Source organism: Bacteroides sp. HF-162, from assembly GCF_015679285.1.
Taxonomy (GTDB): Bacteria; Bacteroidota; Bacteroidia; order Bacteroidales; family Bacteroidaceae; genus Bacteroides; species Bacteroides uniformis.
Map to the genome: position 1 here is coordinate 3,077,547 of NZ_CP064937.1, position 19,324 is coordinate 3,096,870.

Genomic DNA, 19,324 nt, shown 5'->3' on the forward strand with positions numbered 1-19,324 from the left:
ATAATATAGGGAATACGGTGAAAATATTGCATGTTATAAATTCATTGGTAAGAGGGGGAGGTGCAGAAGCATTAGTTCTGGCATTAGCAACGGCATTGAATAAGATTGAAGGTAATGTAGTGCATGTGCTCAGCTTGGAAAATCCAAAGGATAAAGAATATGCCCAATTACTGGAAGCACAAGGAGTCCGATGTTTTGTACTATCACATCAAATGAGGTCGTTTAGGAATATTCAATTGTTATCGGATTTTATTCAGGAACATGATTATGATATTATAAATGTCCATCTTTTTCCTTCCTTGTATGTGGTGGCATTAACCCAAAGACTAAAAAAAATGAATGTGCGTTTAGTATATACAGAACATTCAACAACTAATAGGCGCAGAAAAAAAATATGGAGGGCTGTTGAGAAAAAGATATATGATACATATGATTGTGTTGTTTCAATATCTACAGAGGTGGAGCGGGCATTGAAAGAGCATATTCACAATATACATAGTGTTGTAATCAATAATGGAATTAATGTATCTTTTTTTGAAAAAGCTGTTCCAATAGATATATGTAAAGAAATAGGGGTAACTTCTGACTGCAAATTTGTAGCGATGGTGGCTCGATTCTCTTACATGAAAGATTATAAAACTCTTATTAGGGCATTATTAAGACTAGATAATAATGTGCATTTATTATGTATTGGTGATGGTCCTTTTCTAAATGATAATAAAGATTATGCTCACGCGATGGGTATTGGTTCTCGTGTACACTTCTTGGGATTAAGGAAAGATGTTCCTAATTTATTGCAAGGTTCCGATGTTATTGTTCTTTCGTCAGAGCACGAAGGATTCAGTATTTCTATGCTTGAAGCCATGTCATGCAAGAAGCCATTTATTGGGTCTAACGTGCCGGGTATTGGTGATTTAGTAAGAGATGTGGCATTACTGTTTGAATTCCAGGATGATGAAGGATTAGCTTTGTGTATAAATAAGGTTTTAGGGGATAAGACATTGTATCAAAATGTAGCTGAAAGATGTCATTCTTTTGCTAAACAATATGATATAAATGCTGTTGCACAGAAATATATGTGCCTTTATAAAAGTTTGTGATTTTTTCGGAGAACTCTCTTTTTTCATTTACGAATTAGTACAATGAAGTTTTACTTATTAATATTACTTTTCTTTATTTTACCTATATATAGTCAAGCTAATATCGTTTTCGTGACAAATAGTATACAGCCTATTCAGAAGCAGTTTAATTTATCATATGCGAAATATGTAATTAAATCCAATATAAATCTTATGTCTCAAAACGTTGTCATTCCTGAAGGTGCAGTCTTGTGTTTTGTAGATAGTGGACGAATCGAAAATGGTACGCTTATTGGCAATGGAACAAAAGTAATGGCTCAACAAAATGTTGTTTTTTCGGATAATATTTTGTTAAAAGGAAGTTGGAAAGCTGATACAGCCTATTCTATATGGTTTGACTTCAAAAGTGATTGTGTTGTCGATTCTTCAGGACGATTTATCAGTGGAAGTGATAATAGCCAGCAGATGAATAACATATTGTTGTTTGATAATTTACTCTTTAACTGTGGTGTTTACTACTTTAAACATGCTAATTTTCAGTTACATTCTGATATGATTATTGATGGGGGAAATAGTGTTTTTAAATGGAATACATCGTTGAAGGCAGATTGCTTTATGGCTATTGGAGATAATAGAGGGAAATGGGCTGGAACATCAAATATTCAGTTGAAGAATTTTACAATAATTGGCAATAAATCGGAGTCAGATATAAAAACGGAGCAATGTCATGGAATATGCATCCGATATGGAAGTAATATCATATTGTCTAATCTGCAATCCGGTTTTAATCGTGGCGACGGATTATATATAGGCAATGTTTACCTTGAGTCTAATATAGATCACTCACCTTCTTATATAAGTGTTATAAATTGTATTTTTAGTGACAATCATCGTCAGGGAAGTTCCATTACTAGAGCTAATCACGTTGATTTTTTAGGATGTAAATTTATAAATACAAATGGTACGCCACCTCAAGCCGGTTTAGATATTGAACCTAATGATATAAATATTTCAGCGTATGAAAACTGTTATTACGCGTGTGAAAATATAAGGATAAACAATTGCTTTTTCAGCAATAATGCAGGAAATGGTTTATTGGTTGCTGGAAGAAGTAAAAATAGAGAAGGGAAATATATTGTTAATAATATATTTGTTAATAATAGTGTGTTCGACAGAGGGAATATTCGAGCTTTTGGACTGAAAAATATGCAGGTGAAAGAATGTGATATATTGACTGACAGCTATGGATGGCTTACATATAGATACTCTACAGAAGATGTTTTAATCGATAAATGTAAGATTATATGTTGTAATAAGAACAATGATTTTGTGGGGATAAAAGTGGAATCTACTTCTGAGAATAAACATAATAATATCATAATTTCTAATTGCTCAATAACAAATTTCGGCAAATTTGGAATATTCTTCAATGATAAAATTGATGGTATTTCAGGGCGTATAGTGAATAATATCTTTCATAAGTGTGGTAAAAATATGAAAAAGAACGATTTGAGTAAAAAGATTGAATATAAGGAGAATATATATAATGATTAGATGATAATTATAACTTAAAGTTTATATAATGAAAGTATTAGTTACCGGAGGAGCCGGCTTTATCGGCTCTAACCTTTGCGAGTATTTACTTGCCCATAATTATGAAGTTGTATGTTTGGACAACTTCGCAACAGGGAAGATTGAGAATCTTCTTCCGTTATTGAATCAATATCCTGATACATTTAAACTGATCGTAGGTGACATCCGTAATTTCTCTGATTGTCAGAAGGCAGTGGTAGGAGTCAATTATATTCTGCATGAGGCAGCATTGGGTTCTGTACCCCGTTCCATCAAAGACCCTGCCACTACTAATGCAGTTAATATTAGTGGCTTCCTGAATATGTTGATTGCTGCCCGTGATGCAGGAGTGAAACGCTTTATGTATGCGGCAAGTTCATCCACTTATGGAGATAGCCAGTCTCTTCCCAAAGTGGAAGATGTGATTGGTAGACCGTTATCTCCTTATGCTGTAACCAAATATGTGAACGAGCTTTATGCGGATGTATTTGCACGTACTTATGGAATGGAATGTATCGGCTTACGCTATTTTAACGTATTCGGACGTCGTCAGGACCCCTTTGGTGCTTATGCTGCTGTTATCCCCTTATTTGTAAAGAAATTGATGGCACACGAGAGTCCCGTGATTAACGGTGATGGTGAATACAGCCGTGATTTTACTTACATTGACAATGTAATCCAGATGAATATGCTTGCCATGACAACCACCAATCCGGATGCAGTCAATCAGGTTTATAATACCGCTTTTGGAGAAAGGACTACATTGAATCAGCTGGTGAATTATTTGAAGGAATATTTGAGTGAGTTTGATCCGAAAATAGCTGATGTGGAGATTCTTCATGGCCCGAATCGGCAGGGTGATATACCTCATTCTTTGGCTTGCATTGATAAGGCTAGAAAACTTCTTGGTTATATTCCGGAATACAGCATGCGCGACGGTCTGAAAGAAGCTGTCAAATGGTATTGGCATAATATCTGATTCATTCATTCTTTTTCCCTTTCTATTAGCTAATAAACTAAACTTCCTAATAAATACTGAAAATCTTATGGATACAGTAAAAATCGCCGTAATCGGTCTCGGTTACGTAGGGCTTCCTTTGGCTCGTTTGTTCTCTACCAAATACAAAACTGTTGGTTTTGACATGAATAAATCTCGTGTGGATGCATTGATGGCAGGACACGATGCTACCCTTGAAGTTTCGGACGAATTGCTACAGTCTGCCATTGCCAATGGCTTCAAGTGCACGGCTGACATTGAAGACATTCGTGATTGCAACTTTTATATTGTGGCAGTTCCTACCCCTGTGGATCATAACCATAATCCGGACTTGACTCCTCTGTATAGTGCAAGTACCACTGTAGGGAAAGTGATTTCCAAAGGTGATATTGTAGTGTATGAATCTACAGTATATCCGGGTGTGACTGAGGATGAATGTATTCCGGTAGTGGAAAAAATATCCGGTTTGAAATTCAATACGGATTTCTTTGCAGGTTATTCCCCCGAACGCATCAATCCGGGTGACAAGCTACACACAGTCGAGAAGATAAAGAAAGTGACTTCAGGTTCAACTCCTGAAATTGGTAAGAAAGTGAACGAAGTGTATGCTTCTGTTATATCTGCCGGGACACATTTGGCTCCCACGATGAAGGTGGCGGAGGCAGCCAAAGTCATTGAGAATTCGCAACGTGATATCAATATAGCCTTTGTCAATGAGCTTTCCAAGATATTCACGCGTATGGGGATTGATACTCAGGATGTGTTGGAGGCTGCAAGTACCAAATGGAATTTTCTTCCTTTCAAGCCGGGGCTGGTTGGAGGACACTGCATTGGCGTAGATCCTTATTATCTGGCCCAGTGTGCACAGAGTTATGGCTATAATCCTGAAATCATATTGGCCGGTCGTCGTATGAATGATGGTATGGGAGAGTATGTGGCTGGTCAAGTGATAAAACTGATGCTGAAAAAAGGAATTCAGGTTTTGAACTCTAATATACTGATACTCGGTTTTACTTTCAAGGAGAATTGTCCGGATGTACGTAATACGAAAGTGATAGATATTTATGAGGCTTTGATGGGATACAATCTGAATATAACCGTTTATGATCCGTGGGCAAATCCGGATATCGTAAAGCATGAATATGGAATTGAAGTGATCAATGAACTTCCTGAAGAAAAGTTTGATTCGGTTGTGTTGGCGGTTGCCCATCAACTGTTTACGGGAATAGATATCGAAAGTTTGTCGAAGACACGGTCTGTTGTGTTTGATGTTAAAGGTTTCTTGCCCAAAGAATCCGTTGACGGCAGATTATGATAAAATGAAAAAGCTTTTCTTTGTTACCAATGTTGATTGGTTCTTTATTTCCCATCGTTTGCCTATTGCCCTGAATGCTATTCAGCAGGGATATGAAGTTTATTTATTGTCACGGGATACCGGAAGAAAACAGTTTTTACAAGGGAAAGGGATTCGCTTTATCGATATTCCTTTTGACCGTTCCGGAAGTAATCCTTTGCATGAATTGAAATGTATTTTTCAGTTATATACAAACTACAAAAAGTATAGACCTAATATAATTCATCATGTTACTTTAAAGGCTGCATTGTTAGGTTCTGTTGCAGCTAAGCTGTCAGGGCAACATCATGTTGTGAATGCAATAAGTGGATTGGGGTATAACTTTACGAACGGCAGGAATGGGATTTTGCAGAAGTTGATAAGGACTTTGATCCGCATTGCATTCAAAAGTAAGTCTTTTTCCTTTATTCTTCAGAATCCGGATGATGTGGGGATGATCAAAGGCTTCAATCTGGTTCCCTCGTCCCATATTTTTCTGATAAAGGGCTCGGGAGTAGATTTGAATGAATTTGTTTTTTCCCAAGCTCCTGGCAAGACTCAATTAAAGGTACTCTTTCCTGCAAGGATATTGTTGGATAAGGGGGTGATGGAGTTCATTGATGCAGCCAAATTACTTCAAAAGCGATTTATTGGAAAAGTAAAATTCATATTGGCAGGTGATTGCGACAAAGAAAATCTGGCTGTTTTGGGGGAAGAAAAGCTAAGGTCTCTTCTTGTCGATGATTATATTGAATGGATAGGATATCAGGCTCAAATGTTTCCTATATATACGGATAGCGATATCGTTGTACTGCCTTCCTATCGGGAAGGTTTGCCCAAATCCTTGATTGAAGCATGTGCGGTAGGGCGTCCTATTGTAACAACCGATGTACCGGGTTGCCGTGAATGCGTGAAATCCGGATATAATGGTTATTTGGTTCCTGCCAAGGACAGTAGGGCGTTGGCTGATGCCATCGGCCTATTGATAGAAGATGATGCGAAGAGGAAGGAGTTTGGAAGGAACTCTCGTCTGTTGGCGGAAGAAGAATTTTCTATAGATAAGGTTGTCAGGCAAACTTTTGATATTTATCAATCAATTATTAGGATATCTTGATATTCCCGGGTATCTTTGTAGAAAGATTGGATTCATGAAGAAGAACAAGCCATATAAGGAACAAGAACCGATGGTGCCGAATGTTGGTGAACCGGTAGTTGTATATACGGGTAATGAGAATAATCCGAATATCGTTACGGAAGGACGTGATGACATTAGGCATGCTATTTCCGGTGAAGAATTATTGGATAGACTTTGCCCTCGTATAAAGGCTTTGTTTGGATGAGAGTCGTATTCGCTCCCGAAGTAGAGGAGGATTTGTATGGGCTTATAAAAATACTTGTTGAGAAGGAGTATTTGGGTACTTATCCTTTTGCTATTTCTTATGTGGAAGAACTGATAGCTGATATTCAACAGAACATTCATTCTAAATTAAAAAAGAAAGCGCCCGCTTTTTTTGAGCGTTATGGTAAGGATATGTATTACATCACTTATCAACGTAATTCTAATACGACGTGGTATATTTTCTTCTCTGTCATTGGAGATACTTATTTTATTAAATACATAACCAATAATCACGTTTCCGGTCAGTATATTTTTTAGCATATTTCAATGAACATACTCGTCACTGGAATCCACGGCTTTGTGGGTTCCAATCTCGTTGTTGCCCTAAAGGAACGTCATAGCCTTTACGGGCTGGATATTGTCGCTCCTGAAAAGGAGGGGGTGGTAAAGACTTTTTTCTGGAAGGATATCGAACCGGCTTCTTTTCCGATGCGGAATCTTCCTGAATTCGATGCCATTATTCATCTGGCTGGTAAAGCCCATGATACGAAAAACCGGTCCGCAGCCCAATCCTATTTTGATATTAATACGGGATTGACCCAAAAGATATTTGATTTCTTTCTGGAATCGTCTGCGAAGAAGTTCGTATTCTTCAGTTCTGTGAAAGCCGCTGCAGACAGTGTGGTGGGTGATATGCTGACTGAAGATGTGGTGCCTGCTCCGATAGGACCGTATGGGGAGAGCAAGATAGCTGCCGAGAATTATATTCTTGGCAAATTGAATGTTGAAAATGGAGAATTGAAAGTTAATCCGTATGATGACAAAAAGGTCTATATCCTGCGTCCTTGCATGATTCATGGTCCCGGCAATAAAGGCAATCTGAATCTTCTTTATAATGTGGTGAGGAAAGGCATTCCCTGGCCTTTGGGGGCTTTTGAGAACAGGAGGTCTTTTACTTCGATAGACAATCTTTGCTATGTGGTGGAAGGACTGTTGACTAAGGAGGTGGGGAGTGGTATCTACCATATGGGGGATGATGAAGCCTTGTCCACGAATGAACTGATAACTTTGATGTGTCGGGCTTTGGACCGTAAACCGCATATCTGGAAGATAAACAGAGGACTGATGGAATTCTGTGCCCGGCTTGGGACTCTGCTCCATTTGCCTTTGAATACAGAGCGTCTGCGCAAGTTGACAGAGAATTATGTGGTGAGTAATGCGAAAATAAAGGCTGCCCTGGGTATTGACAGAATGCCGGTGAGGGCAGAGGAGGGGATAGTGAGAACGATAAAATCGTTCTCAAATATAAAAGTAAACAATTAAAAATTAAAGAGGAAAATACTGTTATGTATTATCTGATTATATTGGTTCTGCTGTTTTTAGCAGAACTTTTTTATTTTAAGGTGGCTGATAGGTGCAATATCATCGACAAGCCCAATGAGCGGAGTTCTCATACGAAAGTGACTTTAAGGGGTGGTGGAATTATATTCTATTTCGGAGCGTTGGCCTATTTCCTGACGAGTGACTTTGAATATCCCTGGTTCCTGCTTGCCTTGACACTGGTGACGTTCATCAGCTTCGTGGACGATATGAAATCCACCGGACAGATGACAAGGCTGCTTTTTCATTTCTCTGCCATGGCCTTGATGTTTTATCAGTGGGGGCTGTTCTCCTTGTCCTGGTGGTGGATAGTCATAGCCTTGATAGTCTGTACGGGTATCATCAATGCCTACAATTTTATGGATGGCATTAACGGCATAACCGGTGGTTATTCTCTGGTTATTCTTGCTGCGTTGGCCTATATCAATAAGGAGGTGGTTACTTTTGTGGAAGCGGATTTCATCTATACCGTTATCTGTTCCGTTCTAGTCTTCTGTTTCTTCAATTTCCGCAAGCGTGCTAAATGCTTTGCCGGTGATGTGGGGTCGGTGAGCATTGCCTTTATCCTTCTTTTCCTGATAGGCAGGCTCATCATTGAAACGGAAGATTTCAGTTGGATAGTCCTTTTATCCGTTTATGGTGTGGATAGTGTACTGACTATCATTCACCGCCTGATGCTTCATGAGAATATCGGGCTGCCGCATCGCAAACATCTGTATCAGATTATGGCGAATGAGCTGAAGATTCCTCATGTCATAGTCTCTCTGGCCTATATGACAATACAGACTTTTATAATAGTAGGATATATTTATTACCAACAGTATGGCTATATCTTCTTGATAGGGTGTATCTTACTGTTGAGCGCAATATACGTACTCTTCATGAAAAAGTACTTTTCAAGACATATCTCTTGAATTACTGTCTTCCATTATACAATTTCCACGGTCACTTGAATACCTAAAGCTTTGGCAATACGCTCGATATCACGCTTCTTGGAATGTGTGTTATTACGGCTCATCAGATACCAGCCATTCCCTATTGGTTTTTGGTCACTTCCGTATTTGGAGTCGAGTATGTTTGAAACCAATGGAACATTACACTGTTTAATACCTAAGGCAGATACTTTCTTTATGCCTACTGTCATTATAAATTGGCGAAGGGTTTCGGCCGCTTTTTTTTCCTGAATCACTTTTCCGTTTTCAAAAGTAATCTTTAACTGGTATACTGGAGTATTATTTTCTCTAGAGTTTTTTTTGTTTACTTCCAAAACTTTGACTTGCTGTGCGTTTTCTGTATGATGTACGGCATCATCCGTAATGGTATATAGCTTTTGGACTGCAGCAAGGAATTTCGGGAATAATGTCCCCCATTGATTGTTGACGACAATTCTCGTGCCGTCCGCTAATGGGATGATTTCTTCCTCCTTTAGAAAATAGCGCTTCTTTAGATCAGGATGAAGTCTCAATTTTTCCCGAACTTCTTCCAGACTACGTACCACCCCCAGTGCCCTACTGTGCAGACTAGGTGGGAATACCTTTTCCAGTTCTTTGTATCTGATGTTGGGATGAGCTTCTATGTAATGTTTTATCACTTCCAGTACGAAGCGCCTTTTTACATGGAAATTGATCCCGTCAAAGGAATATTTGGTGTGGTCTTTAGAGTCTTTTGTCTGGTTACCGATCGGTAAAGGCTGAGGTATCTGAGGATTCCTGACTGATAATGAAGCAACTGCGTTGTTCTTCTCGTAATGAACCGTGAGCACGACATTGGCAATCTCTTCATTGATGGCGGATTCTTCAGAACCGGCTTTCATGAATTTCTCTTTAAGCAATGAAAGCATGTTCTTTACACCATTATCGGGAGACAAGAACTCGGTAAATTGTCTGTGCAGATTATTGCGTGCTTGTATCCTTTGATATTGTTCGTAGCAGAATGCCTCTACGTCTTTTAAACTGAATGTATCGTAGGTGAGCAGGTCGCAAATAGTGGAACCATTGGCATCTTCCTTTTGAATCTCTACGGTAAATACACAAACGGGACTTTCTCCATCATTGGGAACATCGTAATATAGTTCGATCTTTTCTCCTATGTATAGTCCGATATTGAGTTTGAGTTGGCGCATATAAGACATCAGTTGGTTTTCTTGCCTTTCGTTCCGTATATTGGATGGACGTTTTATTTCAATGGGAAGTACGGGAGTAGGCACCCCATTTGCATTCTTTTTCCAGAGGACGATGTCGGGCCGTATGGAGCTGTTGTTTCCTATAGGTAGAGTCAATTGGGATCTCATCGTTTCATTGGTTTTCTTCCATCCAAGGAATTTCAGACAGATTTCTATTTCCCGTTGGTAGTCACCTTCTGCAGAATTTACTCCAAAGTAGGGCAACAGTGTTTCTACAATTTCCGGCCAGTTTTCGTTCATTGTTTATGTGTTGTTAATCATAGTTATACAATTTGTCTGCATCGTTTTTAACTTATGCATAAAACAAATGTATTGACTTTATTTGAACTGCCCAAATTATAGTCATAAAAAATGAATCGGGCGGTGTACAATAAAAACAAATAATCCCGGATTCTTTGTCAAGGATCCGGGATTATTTGTTTTTATTGTTTTTGAGGGGCTTTACTTAGCAGGTTTCAGCCATTTGTCCAGCCATTCAAAGAAGGTACGTTGCCACAGCACGCCATTCTGAGGTTTCAGTACCCAGTGGTTTTCGTCCGGATAGATAAGCAGTTCGGCAGGAACGCCACGCATCACGGCTGCATCGAAGGCGGCCATTGCCTGGTTGGCAAGGATGCGGAAGTCCTTCTCTCCGTGGATGCAGAGGATAGGGGTGTCCCATTTGTCGACGAAGAGATGCGGGGAGTTGGCAAAAGTGCGTTGTGCCGTAGCGTTGTTCTTTTCCCAATAAGCGCCGCCCATATCCCAGTTGGCAAACCATTTCTCTTCCGTTTCCAGATATTGCATTTCCATGTTGAAGATACCGTCGTGTGCGATGAATGCCTTGAAGCGTTTGTCATGGTGTCCGGCAAGCCAATATACGGAGAAGCCTCCGAAGCTGGCGCCTACGCAACCCAGGCGGTCTTTGTCGACGAAAGGTTCCTTGGCCATTTCGTCAATGGCAGTGAAGTAGTCCTTCATGCACTGGCCGCCATAATCACCGCTGATGGCTTCGTTCCACTCTACACCGAAGCCCGGAAGACCACGACGGTTGGGAGCTACGATGATATAGTCGTTTGCCGCCATAATCTGGAAATTCCAACGGTAGCTCCAGAACTGGCTGACGGGACTCTGAGGACCGCCTTCACAGAAGAGGAGGGTGGGGTACTTCTTGTTGGGGTCGAATTGTGGAGGATAAATTACCCAGGTCAGCATCTGCTTGCCGTCGGTGGTCTTCATCCAGCGGGCTTCCACTTTACCCATTTCCAGCTGGTCGTAAATCTGCTTGTTTTCTGTGGTCAGTTGCACTGCTTCTGCAAAAGCGTCGCCGTTGCGTGCACTGTTTACGGCATAGATTTCGTCGCCCATGCTCATGGAGTGGCGTTTGGCGATAATCTTGTCTCCGCAAAGGGCGAGTGAAGCATAGTCGTGCATGCCGTCGGTGAGCTGGGTAAGCTTGTCGTTTCCGGCAAGGTCGATGTTGTAAATCTGTGTCTCGCCATGCCATACACCGATGAAGTAGATGCTCTGGGAATCTTTGTTCCACAAGAAGGCGTCCACGTTCGATTCGAAAGCTTTGCTTACAAAACGTTTCTCACCGGTCTCGAGGTTCATGATAAACAAGCGGTTCAAGTCGGCTTCGTAGCCGTCACGTTCCATGCTCTGCCAGGCGATGTATTTGCCGTCGGGAGAGTATTGGGGATTCGTATCATATCCCTTGTTTTCTTCCGTGATGTTTTTGGTTTCCTTGGAGGCAAGGTCGTAGATATAAATGTCGGAGTTGGTGGAAATGGCATACGCCAGTCCGGTTTTCTTACGGCATGTATAGGCCACTTTATCAGAAGACGGGCTCCATGCCAGCTGCTCGATACCGCCCCAGGGCTTCATCGGGCTTTCGTATGGCTCTCCCTCAAGAATATCGGTGACATTGCTGATGGCATTGCCGTCGAAATCAGCAACAAACGGATGGGGAGCAGTAGTCACCCATTCGTCCCAATGCTTGTACATCAGGTCGGTAACGATAATGCCGGTGGCTTTAGGAAGGTCCGGATGTTTGTCTGCCGTACTCTTTACGGTCTTTACCTGGGCAATGAAAAGGAGTTTCTTGCCGTCGGGCGAGAAAGAGAACCCTTCGATGTCTCCCTCGTATTGGGTCAGCTGCTTGCGTCCGCTGCCGTCGGGATTCATTTCCCATACCTGGCTGCTGCCGCTTTCGTTGCAAAGGAAGGCAAGCTTCTTGCCGTCCTTAAACCACGTGGGCTGTCCTTCTTGCCAGGCGTCATGCGTTATCTGGGTATTGTCACTACCGTCGGCATTCATGACGAAGACTTCGCTGTTACTCTTGTTCTGGGGCACGCTGTAATAAGATACCGTGTAGGCAATCTGCTTTTCGTCGGGGGATACGGCCACACTGCCGATGCGTCCCATCGCCCAGAGTGCCTCGGGTGTCATACGCTTTCCTTCAATCTTGATGTCCGACCGCTGGATGAGCGTTGCTGCGTCCTGCTGCTGTCCGGCATCTTTTGTGCCTCCGCAAGAGGCCAATGTCATGGCTGCTGACATAAGTAGTAGATTTACTTGTTTCATATATGCTTTTTGTTTCAGTTATTTTAATGCAAAGATACTAAATTTTCCTTCCTTGCCAATTTCCACGTTTGATATATAGCCAGCAGAAAATGAGAATAAAGCTGGAATAAACCATTTCCGAGGTCCAGCAGATGGCCACGTCGAGTTGCAGAATCAGAATAATGTAGGTGATATAGGCTGTGTAGATGACCAGCGTAGCCATCTCCACCCCCCATGCCGTACGCGTGTTGCCGGTTCCGGAAACTGCCTGGAAATAGACATTGGCAGGAACCAGGAACAGATAGGTGGAGCACATCACCCAGAGCGAATGTACGGCAGCGTCCTGCAGGTCGGGTATGTCGGTATAAATTCCCAGAATCAGCTTGGGGAACAGCGCAAAAAGCAATGCCAGCGGAAGTACGAAGACGTAGGCTATGCGTACGTGCTGCCGGATGGTGCCTGCCACGCAATCGGAGTGGCCTGCACCGATGAGGTTGCTGACCAGTGACCCGCAGGTAGAGGCAAATGCCATGAGTACCATGAACAGTATGCCGGACACGTTGCGGACAATGTTGGTCACTGCCAGCGAGCGCTCTCCCAGATGCTCCACATAAAGGAAGAAAAGGAACCAGGTGGAGAGGGAGAAGAAATTCTGTATCATGGTCCAGAAAGAGACGTTCAGCATCCGTTTCAATACGTCCAGCCGGAACTTAGGAATACGGTCCAGCCCGTACTTGCGGCAGTCGATGCGGCTGCGGGTATAGAGGATGAAGAATAACAGCGAAACCAGCTCGGCCAGTGAGGAGCCGATGGCGGCTCCGGCAATGCCGAGCGCCGGGAAACCGAATTTACCGAAAATCAGGATATAGTTGAATACGACATTGCTCAACACCATGACAATGGAGTTCAGTGTCAGTGTCTTGGTTTGGGTGGTTCCCAAGAAAAAGGCACGGAACATGACTGCGCTGAACGAGAAGAAGGCACCGAATATACGCCAATGCAGGTAGCTGGTGGCTGCTTCGTAGATATGTTCCGAAGCGACGATGCGTTTCAGGATAATCGGTGAGAAACAATAGGATAGCAGGAACATGACTGCCGCCATTCCGACTTGGAAATAGATACCCTGATAGAACAAGTCACCGATTTCCTTATACTGCTGTTCGCCGTTACGCCGGGCAATGAGTATCTGTGCCCCGATGCTGAAACCGAAGGCAACCATGAAGATGACCATGTAGAAGACACCGGCGATGGCAGATGCTCCCAGTTCGACTTCGCCCACACGCCCGAGGAAGGCAGTGTCCGTCATACCTATCAGTTGCTCCATAAGGAGGCTGATTAGGATGGGGTAGGCTATAAGCCAGATCTGTTTGTAGGTGTATTTAGTCTGCATAATTTAGAGTCTGTGAGTTTTTTCATTGGCGTAAGGATAAGAAAGCCGGGCAAATGTCATTGTCCGGCTTTCTGCAAAAGAATATCTTGAACGGTAGTCTTACTACTTTTTGTTCTGTCTCTCTTTCATCATCTGTTCCTGCTGTTTCTGCATGGCTTCCAGACGGGCGGCGAAACCGGTTTTCTTCATCTTCTTCGGGTCTTTCTTGTTGGCTTCCAACTGGGCAAGAAGGGCTTCCTCATTGGTTGTCTTGCGCATGATGAGCGTTGTTACCACACTGATTAACGTAGAGATGAAGTAGTAATAGTTCAATCCCGAAGGATAATCGTTCAATATGAAGAGGAACATGATAGGCATCAGGTATGACATCCACTTCATGGCAGCCATCTGCGGATTGGCACCCGTATCCTGCTGCTGCATCATGTACTTCGTGTTCAATATGTTGGTAACCGTCATCAGCAGGCAGAACAAGCTGAGGTGGCTGCCCAGGAACGGGATATGGAACGGGAAGTTGATGAATGCATCATAAGTGGAAAGGTCATCTGCCCACAAGAAGCTCTGTTGGCGGAGTTCAATGGCACTCGGCACGAACATGAACAAGGCCATCAGGATAGGGAACTGTATCAGCATCGGCAGACATCCACCCATCGGGCTGACTCCGTACTGGCTGTAGAGGCCCATCACTTCCTGCTGCTTCTTCATGGCATCTTCCTGCTTGGGGTACTTCTTGTTTATCTCGTCGATTTTCGGTTTCAGTACGCGCATCTTGGCAGAAGACATGTAGGTCTTCCATGTAGCCGGGAATACCACTGCCTTTACAATCAGCGTCATGAACAACAGTACGATACCCATGCTCAAACCCCAACTGGACAACCAGTCGAAGATGTTGATGGTGAACCATTTGTTTATCCAGCGGATGAGCGGCCAGCCCAGATAGACCAGACGGTTCAGCTCCCACTTCTCGTCATGCCCCTTGTCGAGTGCGGTCAGAGTCTTGTAGTGATTGGGGCCGAAGTAGAAGAACAGCTGGGTAGGTTCCTTGCCGGTAGGATCGAACTTTGTGCTCATCTCTGCAGAATAGTCCTTGATGTAGCCGCTGCCTTGAGTCTCCATCTTGGAACTCAGCTTGGTCTTTTCAAAGTCGGCATCTGCCAAAAATACTGAAGAGAAGAACTGGTTCTTGAAAGCAATCCAGTCCAGGCGTTCTGGAACTTCCTTTTCATCGTTCTTGTTGGCAGACAGATAATCGGTACCCTCTCCGGTGATTTTGTAAGTCAGTTCAGCCAGACGGTTCTCGTAGGTGTAACCCTTCTCTATTTGACGGGCACGCTGAGACCACTCGATGTCCACATAATTGTTGGTAGCCGCCAGCTTGCCTTCCATATTGACAGCCTGGATAGTAAAGTCTATCAGGTATGTGTCATTGTGCATGCGATATGTAAAGTCGATATAGCTGTTGCTGTCTGCCGACAAACGCATGGTGACGGTACTGTCCGTACGGTTTACTGCGGTGAAATAATAGTCTTCCGTCTGGATAGTCTCTTTCTTGTTGTAAAAGAGGAAATTCATGGAAGCGTCGTTGCCGCTGAACAGTGTGACGGGAGTCGTTTTGTCTTGTCCCATGTATTCCTTCAGCGTGGCCGAAGCTATGCGTCCGCCTTTTGTATCTACGGTTATTTCTGCCAGGTTGTTCTGGATGGTTACTTGCGAGTTGGTTCCTTGACGGGCGTCGAAGAAGAGGGCAGTGGAGTCAACGCTTGTTTCCGCTCCGCTTTCGTTGGCCAGGGCTGCTTCCGCCTTGGCTTTCAAGTCGGCTTCGCGCTGTTGCACCTGGGCTATGGAGTCGTAGTAACGTTGCTGTGCTTCCAACTGCTCCTGGCTGGGACGGCTCAGAAAGCTGAAACCTACTAACAATATCGCTATCAGAACAAGACCTGTGATGGTATTTTTATCCATTCTTTGTTGATTACAGATTACTAATTACAAATTATTTCTTTTCGTTTTCATTTTCGATGGCGGCCTTCACGAATGCTACGAACAGCGGGTGCGGATGCAATACCGTACTGCTGTATTCGGGATGGAACTGGGTACCGACAAACCACTTCAATGCGGGTATTTCGACAATTTCTACCAGATCCGATTCGGGGTTTATACCCACACACTTCATGCCTGCTGCTTCGTAGGCCTCCTTGAAGCTGTTGTTGAATTCATAGCGGTGGCGGTGACGCTCCTGGATATGCTCGGTACCGTATGCCTCGTATGCCTTGCTGTCTTTCTGCAGAACACATTCATAGGCACCCAGACGCATGGTCCCACCCATATTGGTGATGGATTTCTGCTCTTCCATGATGTCGATAACATTGTGCGGTGTCTTTTCATCCATCTCACGTGAGTTGGCATCGGCGTAACCCAGTACATTACGGGCAAATTCAATGGCGATGCACTGCATACCCAGACAGATACCGAAGGTGGGGATGTTGTGTGTACGCGCATATTTGATGGCTACGAACTTGCCGGCAACGCCGCGTTCGCCGAAGCCCGGACCGATAAGTACGCCTGCCATGCCTTTCAGGGCTTCTGCCACATTCTCGTCCGTTAGCTTTTCACTGTTCACGAAGTCTACCGATACCTTGCGGTCGTTGTAGGTTCCTGCTTGTGAAAGGGCCTCGCGGATGGACTTGTAGGCATCCTGCAAGTCATATTTGCCCACCAATGCGATGTGCAGCGGGGCAGTCTCTTCGGCTTTGTGACGGCGTTCGAGGAAAGCACGCCACGGTCCCAGCCCCGGAGTGTCGCCCACGGGAAGCCCCATCTTCTTCAGAATGGTGGCGTCCAGCCCTTGGGACTGCATCAGGATGGGCACCTCGTAGATGGTAGGCGCATCAATGCTCTGCACTACGGCATTCTCGTCTACGTTGCAGAAGAGGGCCACCTTCTTGCGCAGGTTGTTGCTGAGTTCGTGCTCGGTACGCAGCACTAGTACATCCGGTTGAATTCCCACACTTTGCAGTTCCTTTACGGAGTGCTGGGTGGGCTTGGTCTTCAGTTCACCGGCAGCTGCCAGGTAGGGGACATAAGTAAGGTGCACGCACAAGGCGTCTTTTCCCAATTCCCACTTCAGCTGACGGATGCTTTCCAGATAGGGCAGAGACTCGATGTCGCCCACTGTACCGCCAATCTCGGTAATAACAAAATCGAATTTGTATTTGTTTCCCAACAGTTTTACATTACGCTTGATTTCGTCTGTAATATGGGGAATAACCTGGATTGTTTTTCCCAGATAGTCACCCCGGCGCTCTTTGTCGATGACACTTTTGTAGATGCGTCCGGTCGTGATATTGTTGGCCTTGGTGGTCTGGATGCCCAGGAAGCGTTCGTAATGACCCAAGTCGAGATCGGCTTCATGGCCATCCACGGTTACGTAGCATTCGCCGTGTTCATAAGGGTTCAGTGTACCCGGGTCGATGTTGATATACGGGTCAAACTTCTGGATGGTTACCTTGTAACCTCTTGCTTGCAGCAATTTACCGATGGAGGATGAGATGATACCTTTACCTAGTGAAGAGGCAACACCACCGGTGACGAAAATATACTTTGTTTCTCCCACAACTATATTATTTTATTAATTGTTTAATCTAATTCCAAGAGCCTATACGGCTTGTCGTTCAGGGTGCATACTGCTCCCGTCAATACACGTGGAACTTAAAAAGCGCAAAATTATAAAAAAAAGAGGAAGTAGAGAAAGTTTCTGTGAAACAATTATTAAAAAATACGATTTCATCGAAGAAACTCTCTCTAGCCTTTTTCTTCATGGCTTTTCTATGTTTTCTAAACATTTTAAGCTAAATTTGCGCTCGAAACATAGACTTAAGGGCATTATGAAGAATAGACACATTGCATTTTGGTTAATTGCTACGATGATCTCTTCGTCGGTGATGGCACAGAATACGCTGGATACCGCCTCGAAGAACAGTGGACAGGAAACAACTGCCAAAGCCGACACCTTGCCGGATATAATGAAAGAATACATGATTCTGAAATTGAAACCGGAAGGTATGGGGTACAGGCTGGATACTGTTTCCATATTATATGAAAGGTATATCGGAGTGCTGGATTATTTGAATGACCCCACGACTCCGGAGCGTTATATACCTTCCAATCCGAACTACTATAGGTTGTTCCTTCCCCTTACCTATTATTATGCCCCCATGAGACGCCTTTCCAAGGTGGACTGGCATTTCCAGGTGCCTGATACGGTGCCTGCCCTGACGCGCGAGATGTTGCCGTTCGACACACTGAGTTTCACCTCAAAGGACCGAGCCAACAAACTGGTGGACCGTACGCTGCTGAACACGTATGTGAATTGTCCCAATCTGGTTGTAATGACCGAGAAGGAGGTGATGAAAGGGAAGATATTCAAGGATAATATAGAGAAGGAGGTTTCTTCCAAGCCGTCCGTCGTGAAACTGTTTGCACAAGAGAATATGGTGGGAGTGAAGGAGGAAGCCGACGTAATTATCCACAAGCCCAACTGGTGGGTGACCGGTGGAAACGGTTCGTTGCAGATTACACAGAACTATATCTCCGACAACTGGTACAAGGGAGGCGAGAGCACTAACGCCGTGCTTGCCAACCTGCAATTGTTTGCCAACTATAATGACCGTGAGAAGGTGCAGTGGGAAAATCTGCTCGATGCCAAGCTAGGCTTCAGCTCGGCACCTTCCGACGAGTTTCATAACTATCTGGTAAGTACCGACCAACTCCGGCTGTACAGTAAACTGGGTATTCAGGCTGCATCCAAGTGGTATTATACCATCACGACTGAGTTTAAGACCCAGTTCTGCAATGGCTACAAGGCCAACAGTGAAGAGCTGGTTTCCGCTTTCTTTGCTCCGGCAGATTGGTCGAGCAGTATCGGTATGGACTACAAGTTGAAAAAGCAGAAATTCAGCTTGTCCGTTTTCATAGCTCCGCTGACGTACATGCTGCGTTATGTAGGGAATAAGGGGGTGAATGAAGTGAGTTTCGGTCTTGAGGAGGGCAAGTGCGTGAAGCATAACTTCGGTTCGCAGATACAGCCTACACTTTCGTGGACCATCATTCCTTCCATTACGCTGGATTCCCGCCTAGACTTCCAGACCAGTTATGAGTGGACACGTATCGAATGGGAAAACACGGTGAACTTTGTGCTGAACCGCTATCTTTCCACCAAGCTTTATGTGCACGCCCGCTATGACGACAGTGCCAAGCCGACGGAAGGGGACAGCTATTTTCAGGTAAAAGAATTGCTCAGTTTCGGTATCAATTATAAATGGTAAATAAACAAATGGTCTGTTCGGAGTGAACAGATTATCTGTTTTGGTTAGTCAGACGGTCTGTTTTTCCTTGACAGACCGTCTGTTTTTTGTCTTTTTGTAGTCTGTGGCAGGTGAAAAAACATAAAAACATAGAAAAAGCACGTTTACGAACACAGAAAATGCATAGGAAAGGTTTGCAGTTCACAAATAA

The 19,324-nt window shown here is 43.7% G+C and carries 15 protein-coding genes; 10 read left to right on the forward strand and 5 right to left on the reverse strand.

Annotated elements, in window-relative coordinates:
- Positions 1-17: 17 nt before the first annotated feature.
- The 9 genes from ITJ87_RS12835 to ITJ87_RS12875 all read left to right on the forward strand — a co-directional run bounded on the left by ITJ87_RS12835 (position 18) and on the right by ITJ87_RS12875 (position 8,614).
- The gene (locus ITJ87_RS12835) at positions 18-1,100 is read left to right on the forward strand and encodes a glycosyltransferase (RefSeq protein ID WP_117588822.1); all 1,083 of its coding nucleotides are present in this window, start codon (positions 18-20) and stop codon (positions 1,098-1,100) included.
- A gap of 192 nt (positions 1,101-1,292) precedes the next feature.
- Complete coding sequence (locus tag ITJ87_RS12840) at positions 1,293-2,633, forward strand: right-handed parallel beta-helix repeat-containing protein (protein WP_117588839.1); 1,341 nt, start codon at positions 1,293-1,295, stop codon at positions 2,631-2,633.
- A 28-nt stretch (positions 2,634-2,661) separates the two neighbouring features.
- Positions 2,662-3,630, forward strand: a complete 969-nt coding sequence (locus ITJ87_RS12845; protein ID WP_117966921.1) for an SDR family oxidoreductase — start codon at positions 2,662-2,664, stop codon at positions 3,628-3,630.
- 67 nt (positions 3,631-3,697) lie between these two features.
- A complete protein-coding gene (locus tag ITJ87_RS12850; RefSeq protein WP_117966918.1) occupies positions 3,698-4,963 on the forward strand; it encodes a nucleotide sugar dehydrogenase in 1,266 nt (421 codons plus the stop codon).
- Between the two features lie 4 nt (positions 4,964-4,967).
- Positions 4,968-6,095, forward strand: coding sequence for a glycosyltransferase family 4 protein (locus ITJ87_RS12855; protein WP_034523419.1), 1,128 nt, complete (start codon positions 4,968-4,970; stop codon positions 6,093-6,095).
- Positions 6,096-6,129: 34 nt separating this feature from the next.
- A complete protein-coding gene (locus ITJ87_RS12860) occupies positions 6,130-6,321 on the forward strand; it encodes a hypothetical protein (protein ID WP_005836975.1) in 192 nt (63 codons plus the stop codon).
- Positions 6,318-6,638, forward strand: coding sequence for a hypothetical protein (locus tag ITJ87_RS12865; RefSeq protein ID WP_005829173.1), 321 nt, complete (start codon positions 6,318-6,320; stop codon positions 6,636-6,638). Before ITJ87_RS12860 ends, ITJ87_RS12865 begins: the two co-directional genes overlap by 4 nt.
- 9 nt (positions 6,639-6,647) lie before the next feature.
- Positions 6,648-7,643: an NAD-dependent epimerase/dehydratase family protein gene (locus ITJ87_RS12870; RefSeq protein ID WP_117974596.1), complete on the forward strand. Its 996-nt coding sequence runs from the start codon at positions 6,648-6,650 to the stop codon at positions 7,641-7,643.
- A 23-nt stretch (positions 7,644-7,666) separates the two neighbouring features.
- The gene (locus ITJ87_RS12875; protein WP_118696408.1) at positions 7,667-8,614 is read left to right on the forward strand and encodes a glycosyltransferase family 4 protein; all 948 of its coding nucleotides are present in this window, start codon (positions 7,667-7,669) and stop codon (positions 8,612-8,614) included.
- A 14-nt stretch (positions 8,615-8,628) separates the two neighbouring features.
- Here the strand turns inward: ITJ87_RS12875 and ITJ87_RS12880 are convergent, their stop codons facing one another.
- From ITJ87_RS12880 to ITJ87_RS12900, 5 genes are all read right to left on the reverse strand, one after another.
- Entirely contained in the window at positions 8,629-10,122 is a 1,494-nt protein-coding gene (locus ITJ87_RS12880; RefSeq protein ID WP_196096247.1) for a hypothetical protein, read from the reverse strand.
- A gap of 201 nt (positions 10,123-10,323) precedes the next feature.
- The gene (locus ITJ87_RS12885; protein ID WP_117966910.1) at positions 10,324-12,447 is read right to left on the reverse strand and encodes a S9 family peptidase; all 2,124 of its coding nucleotides are present in this window, start codon (positions 12,445-12,447) and stop codon (positions 10,324-10,326) included.
- 37 nt (positions 12,448-12,484) lie between these two features.
- Complete coding sequence (locus ITJ87_RS12890; RefSeq protein WP_195690899.1) at positions 12,485-13,816, reverse strand: MATE family efflux transporter; 1,332 nt, start codon at positions 13,814-13,816, stop codon at positions 12,485-12,487.
- A 102-nt stretch (positions 13,817-13,918) separates the two neighbouring features.
- Complete coding sequence (gene yidC, locus ITJ87_RS12895) at positions 13,919-15,772, reverse strand: membrane protein insertase YidC (RefSeq protein ID WP_117599576.1); 1,854 nt, start codon at positions 15,770-15,772, stop codon at positions 13,919-13,921.
- 31 nt (positions 15,773-15,803) lie between these two features.
- Positions 15,804-17,423, reverse strand: a complete 1,620-nt coding sequence (locus ITJ87_RS12900; RefSeq protein ID WP_117966405.1) for a CTP synthase — start codon at positions 17,421-17,423, stop codon at positions 15,804-15,806.
- Between the two features lie 271 nt (positions 17,424-17,694).
- On the opposite strand from ITJ87_RS12900, the gene ITJ87_RS12905 reads away from it, so the two are divergent.
- A complete protein-coding gene (locus tag ITJ87_RS12905) occupies positions 17,695-19,134 on the forward strand; it encodes a DUF3078 domain-containing protein (RefSeq protein ID WP_005829153.1) in 1,440 nt (479 codons plus the stop codon).
- Positions 19,135-19,324: the final 190 nt, after the last annotated feature.

Excerpts from the sequence above, each read along its gene's own strand:
- ITJ87_RS12870 (WP_117974596.1), top strand. The coding sequence starts at position 6,648 with ATGAACATACTCGTCACTGGAATCCACGGCTTTGTGGGTTCCAATCTC.
- ITJ87_RS12860 (WP_005836975.1), top strand. The coding sequence starts at position 6,130 with ATGAAGAAGAACAAGCCATATAAGGAACAAGAACCGATGGTGCCGAAT.
- ITJ87_RS12850 (WP_117966918.1), top strand. The coding sequence starts at position 3,698 with ATGGATACAGTAAAAATCGCCGTAATCGGTCTCGGTTACGTAGGGCTT.
- ITJ87_RS12840 (WP_117588839.1), top strand. The coding sequence starts at position 1,293 with ATGTCTCAAAACGTTGTCATTCCTGAAGGTGCAGTCTTGTGTTTTGTA.
- ITJ87_RS12880 (WP_196096247.1), bottom strand. The coding sequence starts at position 10,122 with ATGAACGAAAACTGGCCGGAAATTGTAGAAACACTGTTGCCCTACTTT.
- ITJ87_RS12885 (WP_117966910.1), bottom strand. The coding sequence starts at position 12,447 with ATGAAACAAGTAAATCTACTACTTATGTCAGCAGCCATGACATTGGCC.
- ITJ87_RS12875 (WP_118696408.1), top strand. The coding sequence starts at position 7,667 with ATGTATTATCTGATTATATTGGTTCTGCTGTTTTTAGCAGAACTTTTT.
- yidC (WP_117599576.1), bottom strand. The coding sequence starts at position 15,772 with ATGGATAAAAATACCATCACAGGTCTTGTTCTGATAGCGATATTGTTA.
- ITJ87_RS12890 (WP_195690899.1), bottom strand. The coding sequence starts at position 13,816 with ATGCAGACTAAATACACCTACAAACAGATCTGGCTTATAGCCTACCCC.
- ITJ87_RS12865 (WP_005829173.1), top strand. The coding sequence starts at position 6,318 with ATGAGAGTCGTATTCGCTCCCGAAGTAGAGGAGGATTTGTATGGGCTT.
- ITJ87_RS12845 (WP_117966921.1), top strand. The coding sequence starts at position 2,662 with ATGAAAGTATTAGTTACCGGAGGAGCCGGCTTTATCGGCTCTAACCTT.
- ITJ87_RS12905 (WP_005829153.1), top strand. The coding sequence starts at position 17,695 with ATGAAGAATAGACACATTGCATTTTGGTTAATTGCTACGATGATCTCT.
- ITJ87_RS12855 (WP_034523419.1), top strand. The coding sequence starts at position 4,968 with ATGAAAAAGCTTTTCTTTGTTACCAATGTTGATTGGTTCTTTATTTCC.